General features: G+C 72.6%; 13 protein-coding genes. 5 read left to right on the top strand and 8 right to left on the bottom strand.

From position 1 onward, the window contains the following. On the top strand, positions 1 to 870 hold an 870-nt coding region (locus tag VFO68_RS29510; protein ID WP_325161682.1), incomplete at its 5' end, for an Mrp/NBP35 family ATP-binding protein. A 142-nt stretch (positions 871 to 1012) separates the two neighbouring features. On the opposite strand, the gene tatB is transcribed toward VFO68_RS29510, so the two are convergent. From tatB to sigE, 4 genes are read right to left on the bottom strand one after another with little or no spacing between them, the layout of a single operon-like run. Beyond that, positions 1013 to 1393: a Sec-independent protein translocase protein TatB gene (gene tatB / locus VFO68_RS29505; RefSeq protein WP_325161681.1), complete on the bottom strand. Its 381-nt coding sequence runs from the start codon at positions 1391 to 1393 to the stop codon at positions 1013 to 1015. 41 nt (positions 1394 to 1434) lie between these two features. Next, positions 1435 to 2982: a S1C family serine protease gene (locus VFO68_RS29500; RefSeq protein WP_325161680.1), complete on the bottom strand. Its 1548-nt coding sequence runs from the start codon at positions 2980 to 2982 to the stop codon at positions 1435 to 1437. 59 nt (positions 2983 to 3041) lie between these two features. Beyond that, positions 3042 to 3644 (bottom strand): zf-HC2 domain-containing protein, encoded by a 603-nt coding sequence (locus VFO68_RS29495; protein ID WP_325161679.1) that lies wholly within the window; start codon positions 3642 to 3644, stop codon positions 3042 to 3044. Beyond that, complete coding sequence (gene sigE / locus VFO68_RS29490; protein WP_414635599.1) at positions 3641 to 4222, bottom strand: RNA polymerase sigma factor SigE; 582 nt, start codon at positions 4220 to 4222, stop codon at positions 3641 to 3643. The genes VFO68_RS29495 and sigE overlap by 4 nt, the downstream gene beginning before the upstream one ends. A gap of 242 nt (positions 4223 to 4464) precedes the next feature. On the opposite strand from sigE, the gene VFO68_RS29485 reads away from it, so the two are divergent. After that, positions 4465 to 5112: an O-methyltransferase gene (locus VFO68_RS29485; RefSeq protein WP_325161677.1), complete on the top strand. Its 648-nt coding sequence runs from the start codon at positions 4465 to 4467 to the stop codon at positions 5110 to 5112. A gap of 7 nt (positions 5113 to 5119) precedes the next feature. Here the strand turns inward: VFO68_RS29485 and glgC are convergent, their stop codons facing one another. After that, positions 5120 to 6349 carry a glucose-1-phosphate adenylyltransferase gene (gene glgC / locus VFO68_RS29480; protein WP_325161676.1) on the bottom strand — a complete coding sequence of 410 codons (1230 nt, stop codon included), beginning with the start codon at positions 6347 to 6349 and terminating at the stop codon, positions 5120 to 5122. Positions 6350 to 6406: 57 nt separating this feature from the next. Here glgC and glgA point away from each other — a divergent pair, with 57 nt between their 5' ends. Continuing rightward, positions 6407 to 7564 carry a glycogen synthase gene (gene glgA, locus VFO68_RS29475; protein WP_325161675.1) on the top strand — a complete coding sequence of 386 codons (1158 nt, stop codon included), beginning with the start codon at positions 6407 to 6409 and terminating at the stop codon, positions 7562 to 7564. Between the two features lie 94 nt (positions 7565 to 7658). On the opposite strand, the gene VFO68_RS29470 is transcribed toward glgA, so the two are convergent. Both VFO68_RS29470 and VFO68_RS29465 read right to left on the bottom strand, forming a co-directional pair. Further along, on the bottom strand, positions 7659 to 9179 hold the full coding sequence (locus VFO68_RS29470) for a leucyl aminopeptidase family protein (RefSeq protein ID WP_325161674.1): 1521 nt from the start codon (positions 9177 to 9179) through the stop codon (positions 7659 to 7661). 109 nt (positions 9180 to 9288) lie between these two features. Next, complete coding sequence (locus VFO68_RS29465; protein ID WP_012783412.1) at positions 9289 to 9456, bottom strand: DUF3117 domain-containing protein; 168 nt, start codon at positions 9454 to 9456, stop codon at positions 9289 to 9291. 171 nt (positions 9457 to 9627) lie between these two features. On the opposite strand from VFO68_RS29465, the gene VFO68_RS29460 reads away from it, so the two are divergent. Together VFO68_RS29460 and VFO68_RS29455 are read left to right on the top strand one after the other, a co-directional pair. Beyond that, positions 9628 to 10428, top strand: coding sequence for a PaaX family transcriptional regulator C-terminal domain-containing protein (locus tag VFO68_RS29460; RefSeq protein WP_325161673.1), 801 nt, complete (start codon positions 9628 to 9630; stop codon positions 10426 to 10428). A 23-nt stretch (positions 10429 to 10451) separates the two neighbouring features. Then, the gene (locus VFO68_RS29455) at positions 10452 to 11246 is read left to right on the top strand and encodes an enoyl-CoA hydratase-related protein (RefSeq protein WP_414635600.1); all 795 of its coding nucleotides are present in this window, start codon (positions 10452 to 10454) and stop codon (positions 11244 to 11246) included. A gap of 9 nt (positions 11247 to 11255) precedes the next feature. Here the strand turns inward: VFO68_RS29455 and VFO68_RS29450 are convergent. Beyond that, positions 11256 to 11744, bottom strand: a 489-nt coding sequence (locus VFO68_RS29450) for a DNA-3-methyladenine glycosylase I (protein ID WP_325161671.1), incomplete at its 5' end; no start/stop codon positions are given.

Here is an 11744-nt window from a genome sequence, read left to right as displayed (position 1 = left end):
ACGCTGCGCCGGTCGCTGCGCGGAGACGCCGAGGAACCGCGCATCCCGTTCGCCGAGCCGGGCTCGCTGACCCGGGTGTACTGCGTGGCGTCCGGCAAGGGCGGGGTCGGCAAGTCCTCGGTGACGGTCAACCTGGCCGCTGCGATGGCCGCCAAGGGCCTGTCGGTGGGCGTGGTCGACGCCGACATCTACGGCCACTCGGTGCCCCGGATGCTCGGCACCACGGACCGGCCGACCCGGATCGAAGAGAAGATGATCATGCCGGTGCAGGCGGCCGGCGTGAAGGTGATGTCGATCGGGATGTTCACCTCGGGCAACACCCCGGTGGTCTGGCGCGGCCCGATGCTGCACCGGGCGCTGCAGCAGTTCCTGGCCGAGGTGTTCTGGGGCGACCTGGACATCCTGCTGCTCGACCTGCCGCCGGGCACCGGGGACGTGGCCATCTCGGTGGCGCAGCTACTGCCCAACGCCGAGATCCTGGTGGTCACCACCCCGCAGCAGGCCGCCGCCGAGGTGGCCGAGCGGGCCGGAGCCATCGCCCTGCAGACCCGGCAGCGGCTGGCCGGCGTGATCGAGAACATGTCCTGGCTGGAGCTTCCGGACGGCACCCGGATGGACGTGTTCGGCACCGGCGGTGGCGCGGCCGTCGCCGAGTCGCTGACCCGCGCGCTGGGCGCCGAGGTGCCGATGCTGGGCCAGGTGCCGCTGGACCCCAGGCTGCGCGAGTCCGGCGACAGCGGTGTCCCGCTGGTCCTCAGCGAGCCGGACGCGCCCGCCGCGGTGGTGCTACGGGAGATCGCCACCCGGCTGTCCACCCGCGCGCGCGGCCTGGCCGGCCGAATGCTTTCGGTCACGCCAGCCGGCCGCTAGCCCTTATAGGAAGTCCGCGCCCGCCAACAGCGACCTCAGGGGACCGTGGCGGCACCCAGCCACAATCCACCACACGCCCGCACCGTTCGCTGGCACGCAACCGCCGCACAAAATTCCGGAGAGGCGGCTCAGGAGAGGCGGATCAAGTCGCGTCGGGGTCGATCGGCGGCTTCTCGCCTGCCGAGAGCGCGGGCGGGTCGGTCTGGCGCGGCGGCGTGTAGCCGTTGGGCTTGGTGCCGCCGTTGGTGTAGCCGTTGTCGTCGTCGAACAGATGCCGGGCCACCGCGCGCTTCGGGTCGAAGCTGCGCAGCTGCTGCAGGTCCTGCAGGGGCTTGCGCAGCTCCTCGAACTCCGGGCCCATCTCCTCCCGCAGCTGGTCCCGGGCGCCGCTGGCGAACTCCCGCATCTTGCGGATGTTGCGGCCGAGCCACGCCGCCGCCGACGGCAACCGTTCCGGGCCCAGGATGAACAACCCGGCGAATCCCAGAACCAGGATCTCGGCCCATCCAATGCTGTCGAACACCCCGGTCCACCTCCAACCCTCGCGATCCCCAGCGTAGCGGCTCAGTCCGAACCCAGGGTCACCTGAATCGTGAGCTCGCGTCCCTGCCTTGCCAACACCACCGGCACCGTCTCCCCGGGCTGGTGGTCCCGAACCGCGACGACCAGTTCGGGCATGTTGCGTACCAGCCGGTCACCCAGCTTGCGGATCACGTCGCCCTCCGCCAGACCGGCCTGCTTGGCCGGGCCGTTGTCGGAGACGTCGACCACCTGGGCGCCCTCGGCCGTGTCCGCGGACACCGAGCGCGCGGCCAGTCCCAGATCCGCGTGCTTCACCTGGCCGGTCTTGATCAGCGACTCGGTGATCCAGCGCATCGCGTTGACCGGGATGGCGAAGCCCAGCCCGATGCTGCCGCTGCTGCCGTCCGCGGTCCGGATCACCGAGTTGATCCCGACCAGGGCGCCCGTGGTGTCGACCAGCGCCCCGCCCGAGTTGCCCTGGTTGATCGCGGCGTCGGTCTGGATGCCGTCGTAGACGACCGGGTCGTCGCCGTTCTCGCCACCGGCCACGACCGGGCGGTGCAACGCACTGACGATGCCCTCGGTGACCGTGTTCTCCAGGCCGAGCGGCGAGCCGATGGCGATCACCGCGTCGCCGACCTGGAGCTCTTCGGAGTTGCCGAGCTGCAGCACGGTCGGGTTGGTCACCTCGACCTTGAGCACGGCCAGGTCCGTCTTCGGGTCCCGGCCGACCAGCTTGGCGTCCACCCGGTGGCCGTCGGTGAACACCACGGTCAGCTTCTGGTTGTCCACGGCCTGCCCGGCCAGCGTGGCCACGTGGTCGTTGGTGACGATGTAGCCCTGGCCGTCGATCATCACACCGGACCCGGTGCCGCCGCTGGTGCCGCTCTTGACCTCGATGGACACCACGCCGGGGGCGACCCGCTTGGCGATGTCGGCCACCGATCCGCTCGGTCGCTCCTTGCCCGGCCGCACCTCGGCCAGGGTCACGTCGCTGGTCAGCACGTCACCACCGCGCGCGACGAGCCAGCCGACCATGCCCCCGGCCGAGCCGATGAGCAGGGCGATCACCCCGAGCAGCACCAGCGCGGTCGGCTTCACCCGCCGGCCGAAGATCACTTCCGGCAGGCTCAGCAGCGTGCCGGACGGTCGGTCGGGCTTGCCGGCCGAGTCGGTGTCCTGGTCGACCGCGGGCGGCCCGATCACCGCTCCCGCGGCCGGGTCGCGCCACGACTCGTCGCCGTTGTTCGTGTTCCACAACGGCTCTTCGGCGCCATCGGCGTCCTGGCTTGCCCCGGGCGGGCGCTGCAGCGGCTCGCCGGTTCCCGGCGGCCGGCGAAACGCCGTGGCCAGGGCCTCCGGCACGGGCGGCGCCGTCTTCAGGCCGGCGAACGCGGTACGGGCGCCGAGCAGCCCGGGCTCCGGCGCGGCGAAGGCGCCGTCCACACCCTTCGGCCGGCCGAACACCGCGGCCGCGGCGGGGTCGGCCGGGGTGCGGTCGAGCGGGCGCGGCCCGAGGCGCTCCGGGGCCGGAGTGGAATCGGTGCCGGAAACAGGCTTGCCCGGCTCGGGGGTCGACGGCTCGCTCATCGCCTACCAGCCTGCCGGTCGCATGGTGAAGTTGCCGTTGTGGTCGGGCCGAACGGCGCTCAGCGCGGCGCGATCAGGCCGAGGGTGTGGGCCACGTAACCCACCGGCTGCACGTTGATGGCCGGACGCTCGTCGGTTGGCGCGTCCTCGCTCTGCTCGCTCGGCGTGCCCGCACCGGTGTTGACCAGGGCGAGCGCCCCGAGCACCAGGCCGGACACCACCACACCGGCGCCCTGGGCGGTGCGCCGGCCGAACCGGCCGAGCACCGCGCGACCCTCACCGAGCTTGGGTGAGGAGCCCAACGGCACGCTGGTGCCGAACGGGACACCACCCGCCCGGTCCGGACGCTGCACGGCGACCAGCTGGCCGTCCTCGGTGACCGCGAGCCCGTCCGGCGAGCCCGGCAGTTCGACCTCCTGGGGGATAGCCCGCAGCGAGGCCAGCAGGCCGGCCGGAACCGGGGGCGAGTCGGCGGACTGCACGGCCGCTCGGGCCTGCCGCTGCGCGGTGATCTCCGCGGCGCAGTACGGGCAGCGGGCGATGTGCGACGTGGCGCGGTCACAGGCGGTCAGAGACAGCTCGCCGTCGACGAACGCGACCACCGCGTCCGGCATCAGGTGCTGCTCCGGCAGGCCCCACCCGCTGCCGCGCCGGTCGGTCATGCCGAACCCTCCAGTGCACGTTCCCTACGCCGCTCCAACGACGCCCGCAGCGCCTGACGGCCACGATGGATCCTGCTGCGCACGGTTCCGAGTTTAACCCCGAGCGTGGCCCCGATCTCCTCGTAGGACAGACCCTCGACGTCACAGAGCACCACGGCGGCCCGGAACTCCGGCGGCAGCTCGTCCAGCGCGGCCTGCAGGTCCGGGTCGAGGTGCGTCTCGGACCACACCTGCTCCGGGCTCGGGTCGTCGCCGGCCAGCCGGTCGGTGTCCTCGGGCAGCCCTTCCATGCGCAGCCGGGACCGCCGGCGCGCCATGTCCAGGAACAGGTTGGTGGTGATGCGGTGCAGCCAGCCCTCGAAGGTGCCGGGCTTGTACGAGGCGAGCGAGCGGAACACCCGGATGAACGTCTCCTGGGTGAGGTCCTCGGCGTCATGGGGGTTGCCGGTGAGGCGGTAGGCCAGGCGATACACCCGATCGGCGTGCTCACGCACGACCTCGTCCCAGGATGGCGGCGTCCAGTCCGGCTGCTCGCCGGGCGTCACCTCGGGCGCGGTCTCAGAATGTGCCAGCATCATCGAGCGGGTACCCACCTCCGCAAACTCTTGTCGTCCGCTGCCTGCTTCAACGTGTGCTATGTCCACCTTGTTCCCCTGACCCCGACGCACGGCACGACCGCTTGAACTGAACTATCGACGCCGTGGTTATGACGTTAGTGATAACCGCCTGAGAGCCGACTGAGAATCGCCCGCACGCGGCGCACCGACGCACCGGTCCACGTGAACGGTTTTTCGGCTGGTGACCGCTAATCTCACAGTCCGTGACGCCCGATCCGCCGGCGACCGACGCGGCCGCGTTGCGTGGGTACGTCGAGGCCTACCTCGTCGAGGACGACGTGCTGGCCTCGGCGCGGCTGCGCGGCGTCCAGCTGGGATGCGCGCCGGTCCGTCCCGAAGGCGGCGCCGTCCTGCAGTTCCTGGCCGCCGCGCTGCGCGCGAAGGCGGTCGTGGAGATCGGCACCGGGGCCGGCGTGAGCGGCCTGTACCTGCTGCGCGGGATGGCCGGCGAGGGGGTGCTCACCTCGATCGACGTCGAGCCCGAGCACCAGGCCGCGGCCAAGCGGGCGTTCGGTGACGCCCGGATGGCGCCCGGCCGCACCCGGCTGATCATGGGCCGGGCGCTGGACGTGCTGCCCCGGCTCACCGACGAGGCCTACGACCTGCTGTTCGTCGATGCGGCGAAGCTCGAGTACCCCAGCTACCACGAGCAGGGCGTGCGGCTGCTGCGGCCGGGCGGCGTGATCGTGTTCGACAACGTGCTGTCCTCCGGTCAGGTGGCCAACCCGGCCCGCCGCGACGCCGAGACCATGGCGCTGCGCGAGGTGGCCAGGGCGGTCCGCGACGACGACCGGCTGGTGCCGCTGCTACTGCCGCTTGGCGACGGGATGCTGGTGGCCGCCAAGAAATAGGCCGGGGTCAGCGCGTGAGATCTTCGACCCGCACGCCCTTGCCGAGCACCACGACCCCACCCGCGCTGACCGTGTACCGGTCCCGGTCCGCCTCGGTGTCCACCCCGACCCGCGCGCCGTCGGCCACGACGACGTTCTTGTCCAGGATGGCCCGCCGCACCGTCGCGCCCTTGCCGATGCGCACCCCGGGCAGCAGCACGCTGCCCTCGACCGTCGCACCGTCCTCGATGGTCACGTCGCAGCTGATCACCGAGTCGTGCACCGACGCCCCGGAGATGATCGACCCGGGACCGACGATGGACTCCTTGGCGTGCCCGGAGTTGACGAACTTCGCCGGCGGCAGCGGCGGGGTCGCGGTACGGATCGGCCAGGCCTGGTTGTACAGGTTGAACACCGGATGCACGGACACCAGATCGATGTGCGCGTCGTAGTAGGCGTCCAGGGTGCCGACATCGCGCCAGTACCCGCGGTCCCGCTCGGTCGCGCCGGGCACGTCGTTGTCGTCGAAGTCGTACACGGCGGCGGTGTTCGCGTCCACCAGCATCGGGATGATGTCGCCGCCCATGTCGTGCATGGAGTCCGGGTCGGCCGCGTCCGCGCGCAGCGCGTCGATCAGCACGCTGGTCCGGAACATGTAGTTGCCCATCGAGGCGAACGTGACCTCCGGGTCGTCCGGCACGTGCGGCGGATCGGCCGGCTTCTCCAGGAACCGGGTGATCCGTCCGGTCGCGTCGGAGTCGATGCAGCCGAACGCCTTGGCCTCGGCGCGCGGCACCCGGATCCCCGCCACCGTCACCCCGGCGCCGGTCTCCACGTGCTGGGCGAGCATCTGCGCCGGGTCCATCCGGTAGACGTGGTCGGCGCCGAACACCACGATGTGGTCCGGCTTCTCGTCGTGCACCAGGTTGAGCGACTGGAAGATGGCGTCGGCGCTGCCGGTGTACCAGCGCGGGCCGAGCCGCTGCTGGGCCGGGACCGGGGTGATGTACTGGCCGAGCACGCTGGACAGCCGCCAGGTGGTCGAGATGTGCTTGTCCAGCGAGTGCGACTTGTACTGGGTCAGCACGCACAGCCGGTGGAACCCGGCATTGACCAGATTGGACAGCACGAAGTCGACCAGGCGGTAGTTGCCGCCGAACGGCACCGCCGGCTTGGCGCGGTCGGCCGTCAGGGGCCACAGCCGCTTGCCCTCGCCACCAGCGAGGACGATTCCGAGCACCTTGGGCTGGCCGTGCACAACCCACCCTAACCCGGTCCGGGGCGGCCATGCCCGTTGTCGCCTAAGGTTCTGGCCGTGCGTATCGGCCTGTTGACCCGTGAGTACCCGCCCGACATCTACGGTGGCGCCGGCGTTCACGTCGGTGCCCTGGTCCCCCGGTTGCGCGAGCTCGTCGACGTCGACGTGCACTGCTTCGGCGAACCCCGGCCGGATGCCCGCAACCACCCGGTGGCGCCGGGACTCGAGGGCGCCAACCCGGCGCTGCGCACGCTGTCGGTCGACCTGTCCATGGCCGCGGCCACCGCCGGGGTCGACCTGGTGCACTCGCACACCTGGTACGCCAACATGGCCGGCCAGCTGTCCCGGCTGCTGCACGGGGTTCCGCATGTGATCACCGCGCACTCGCTGGAACCGCGCCGGCCGTGGAAGGCCGAGCAGCTGCGCGGCGGCTACCGGCTGTCCTCCTGGGTGGAGCGCACCGCCTACGCCGGCGCCGACGCGATCATCGCGGTGAGCAAGGGAATGCGGGCCGACGTCCTGGACTGTTACCCGGAGCTGGACCCGGACCGGGTTCGGGTGGTCTACAACGGCATCGACACCGACTTCTACCACCCGGTACCGGAAACCGACGTGCTCACCCGGTTCGGCATCGATCCCGGCCGGCCGGTCGTGGTGTTCGTCGGCCGGATCACCCGGCAGAAGGGCGTCGCGCACCTGGTCGCCGCCACGCACCGGATCGACCGGGACGCGCAGCTCGTGCTGTGCGCGGGCGAGCCGGACACCCCGGAGCTGGCCGAGGAGATCGGCTCGGCGGTGGCGACGCTGTCCGGCGCGCGGCCCGGGGTGTTCTGGATCCAGCAGATGCTCGCGCCTGCCGAGCTGCGCCAGATGCTCAGCCACGCGACGGTTTTCGTCTGCCCGTCGGTCTACGAACCGCTCGGCATCGTCAACCTGGAGGCGATGGCCTGCGGGGCGGCGGTGGTGGCCTCCGACGTCGGCGGCATTCCGGAGGTGGTCGACGACGGGCGGACCGGCCTGCTGGTGCCCTACGACGAGCAGAACACCGAGGCCTTCCGGCAGGGCCTTGCCGACGCGGTCAACCGGCTGCTGGCCGACCCGGCCCGGGCCGCCGAGCTCGGCGCCGCCGGGCGGGTGCGTGCGGCGGAGCAGTTCACCTGGACCGCCGCCGCCCGGCAGACCGTCGAGATCTACACCGAGGTGCTGGCCGGCTAGCGCGCATCCGACCGTGTGGTGGCAGGCCGCTCAACTGCCAGGGCGACAATGCGCCCGGACCCCGGCCTGCCCCGCAGATCCGATCGCGCGCGCACTAGTTGGGCACCGCGTAGGAGCTGACCAGCTCGACCAGGGTGCGGGCGGCGAACCCGGTCGCGCCGGGCACCACGTCGTCGTAGATCTTGTCCGCCCGGGCCGGGCCGGCGATGTCCAGGTGCGCCCAGGGCAGCCCGGCGGTGAACTCGCGCAGGAACGCCGCCGCGGTGATCCCGCTCGGCCCCGGCGGGCACTGCCGGACGTCGGCGATGTCGCTGGGCACCGCGTCGGCCAACTCGGCGGCCAGGCTGGACATGTCGTCCGGCAGCGGCATCCGCCACCACGCCTCGCCGACCCGGTCGCCGGCCCGCCGGACCCGCTCGGCCAGGTCGTCGTGGCTGGCGAACAGGCCGCCGGTGCGCATGCCGAGCGACACCTTCATGGCTCCGGTCAGCGTCGCCACGTCCACCAGCACGTCCGGCCGCAGGCGGGCGACGGCGTAGGCCAGCGCGTCGGCCAGCACCATGCGTCCCTCGGCGTCGGTGTTGGTGACCTCGGTGGTGCGCCCGCCGTAGTGCCGGACCACGTCGCCGGGCCGGTAGGCGGAGCCGGACATGTGGTTCTCCGCACACGCCACCAGGCCGGTGACCCGCACGCCCACCGCGAACCGGGCCAGCGCGGCCAGCGCGGCGATCACCGCCGCGCCGCCGGCCATGTCGGTGCGCATCAGGTGCATGCCCTCGGCCTGCTTCACCGAGATGCCGCCGGTGTCGAACGTGATGCCCTTGCCGACCAGGATCAGGTGGGTGGTGGCGCCCTTCGGGTGCCAGCTCAGCTCGACCAGCCGGGGCGGCCGGGTCGACCCGCCGCCGACCGCGAGCATGCCGCCGAAGCCGTGCCGGGCGAGCCAGTGCTCGTCGCGCACCTCGACCCGCAGGCCGGCCACCCCGCCGGCGGTCCGGGTCGCCATCCGGGCCAGCCACGCCGGGTCCTTCACGTTGGACGGGGTGTTGGCAAGATCACGCGCCAGCGCGGTCGCCGCGGCCAGCGTGGCCGACCGCCGGGCGATCCCGGCCAGTTCGGCCTGCCGGTCGGCCCCCACCACCAGCCGGATCGTGCGCAGCTTCGGCTTCGGCGCCGCCGACGCCACCTTGAACTCGTAGCCGCCCAGGCACAGCCCGCGGACCAGTGCGGCCACCTCGGCCGGTTCGGCGTCTGCGGGCAGCCAGACCGAGGCGGCCCGGTCCGGCCGCCGGCCGGCGTCCGCGTCGGCGGCCAGCCGGCTGTGCACCGCGCGGACCAGCGCCGCGCCCGCGCCGCGCCATTGGGCCAGACCACCCGCCCCGAGCCCGACGACCCACCGGGCGGCCGCCCCCATCGGTCCTATGTGGACCTCGCCGGCCTTGCCGGTCACCCCGGCCGCGGCGATCCATTCCTCGGTGATGCCGCCGCCACCAGGCCCGATGCGCGGCGGACCGTCCTGCCCGGGACGGCACATCACCGCGGCCGGCCCGCGCGCCTGTACGTCCACCTCGATGTCCGGCAAGGGGGTGGGGAGAGCGGGCAATGGTGTCGGCACGTCGACTTCCTCCCGGGGCTTACACAAGGCTGCCCCGGCCTCCACGTTGGACCGTGCGTGAGCACCCCAACGCGGACCGGGGCAGCGAGCTAACGCGGGTACCTGGTGGTCAGCCCGCGGCGGCCTTCAGCGCGTCACCCAGGGCGTTCGCCTCGTCCGCGGACATCTCGACGACGAGCCGGCCACCACCCTCCAAGGGGACGCGCATCACGATGCCCCGACCCTCCTTCGTCACCTCGAGGGGACCGTCGCCGGTCCGGGGCTTCATGGCCGCCATAGCGTGCTCCCTCCGTCTGTGCCTCCCACTCCGGCCGGGTCGCCCGGCCGAAGCCCAGGACATTCTCCCCCATCGCGTCGCGGCGGTGAAATCGAACCGATCAATGCGTGTCGCGTGACGTGCCGCTATGAGGTGGCGCCCGGTGCCGGCGGGCTGACAGACTCGGATGTCGTGCGAGCCCGTTCGGCGCTGTTCGATGTGTACGGCGGCTACCTCAGAGCGCGAGGTGGCGCGGCCGCCATCGCCGCCCTGGTCCGGCTGCTCGAGCCGCTCGGCTTCGGCGCGCCGGCGATCCGCACGGCCGTGTCCAGAATGGTCCGGCAGGGCTGGCTGGAGCCGGTCCGGCTGGCCGAAGGCCCGGGCTACGCGCTGACCAGGCGGGCGGAGCGCCGGCTGGACGAGGCGGGGGCCCGCATCTACCGCACCCGTCCGTCCACTTGGGACGGACGCTGGCAGGTGGTGGTCCTCACCGGGCCACCCGGCCGCGCCGACCGCGAGCGGCTGGACTCCTCGTTGCGGCTGCTCGGCTACGCGCCGCTCGGGCCGGCCACCTGGATCGCACCCAGGCCCTCGCCGGAACTGGCGGACCTGCTGGCCGCCGACGGCGTCGCCGCCACCGTGTTCCACGGCGCGCACCACGGCTCGGACGCCGAACTGGCCGCTGCGGCCTGGGACCTGGCCGCGCTCGGCGCCGGATACACCGCCTTCGTGCGGGAATGGGAACCGCGAATGTCGGCTGTGGACGGTTCGGACCCGGCCGCGGCGTTCGCCGAGTCGCAGCGGCTGCTGCATGCCTGGCGCGGGTTCCTGTTCCACGACCCCGGGCTGCCCCCCGAGTTGCTGCCCGACGACTGGCCGGGCCGGCTGGCCGCCGGGGTCTTCGACCGGCACACCGCCCGGCTGGCCCCGGCCGCCGAGACGTTCCTGGACCGCTGTCTCGAGGCCGGCCGCAGCACCAAATCCACCGCATGACCCTCCAGAGAAGGAAGTTCACCTTGCCCACCGACGCCCCGCTGCTGACCGAGGACGCCGACGGCGTGCGCACGCTCACGCTGAACCGGCCGGATGCGTTCAACTCGCTGACTCTGCAACTCAAGAACGACCTGCTCACGGCGCTGCGGGCGGCCGCGACGGACGAGGCGGTCCGGGCGGTGGTGATCACCGGCGCGGGCCGGGCGTTCTGCGGCGGGCAGGATCTCAAGGAGCATGTCGCGCTGCTGAACGCGAACGACCCGGCGCCGCTGTCGACGGTGGTCGAGCACTACAACCCGATCATCGCCACGATCACCGGCATGCCGAAGCCGGTGATCGCCGCCGTGAACGGCATGGCCGCCGGCGCCGGGGCGTCCCTCGCCTACGCCTGCGACCTGCGGGTCGCCGCGTCGTCGGCGAAGTTCCTGATGGCCTTCGCCAACGTCGGCCTCACCGCCGACTCCGGCGCCTCCTGGACGCTGCCGAGGCTGATCGGCTACGGCCGCGCCATGGAGATGATGCTGCTGGCCGCCCCCGTCACCGCCGAGGCGGCGCTCGCGATCGGCATGGTCACCCAGGTGGTGGCCGACGGCGAAACCCTGACCACCGCCCAAGCCCTGGCCGCCCGCATGGCCGCCGGCCCCACCACCGCGTACGCGAAGATCAAGGAGGCGCTCCTGTCCGGCGCCGCCGGCACCCTCGACAACGCGCTGGCCACCGAGGCCCGCACCCAGTCCGAAGCCGGCGCCACCACCGACCACACCGAGGCCGTCGCGGCCTTCGTCGCCAAACGTCCGCCCACCTTCACCGGCCGGTGATGCGGGCGCTCAGGGGGTGGCGCGCCAGCAGGTGGTGAGGTGGTCGTCGACCATGCCGGTGGCTTGCATGAGGGCGTAGCAGGTGGTGGGCCCGACGAAGGTGAAGCCGCGGCGCTTGAGCTCCTTGGCCATGGCTTTCGACTCGGGGGTGGTGGCGGGGACCTCGGCCGGGGTGGCGGGGCGCGGACGGGCGGCGGGGTCGGGGGCGAACGACCAGAGCAGCTCGTCCAGCGGGATGTCGAGACCGGCGATGGCGCGGGCGTTGTTGATCGCGGCGTCGATCTTGGCCCGGTTGCGGACGATGCCGGCGTCGGACATCAGGCGGGACACGTCGGCGGGGCCGAACGCGGCCACGGCGGCCGGGTCGAAGCCGGCGAAGGCGGCCCGGAACGCCGGGCGCTTGCGCAGGATCGTGATCCAGGACAGGCCGGACTGGAACGCCTCCAGCGTCAGCCGCTCGTAGAGGGCCGCCTCGCCGCGCAGCGGAACACCCCACTC

It is taken from the genome of Actinophytocola sp. (genome assembly GCF_035712165.1).
Taxonomy (GTDB): domain Bacteria; phylum Actinomycetota; class Actinomycetes; order Mycobacteriales; family Pseudonocardiaceae; genus DASYTH01.
The sequence above is the reverse complement of the archived record's forward strand: the minus strand, read 5'-3'. Positions and strand labels throughout refer to the sequence as shown.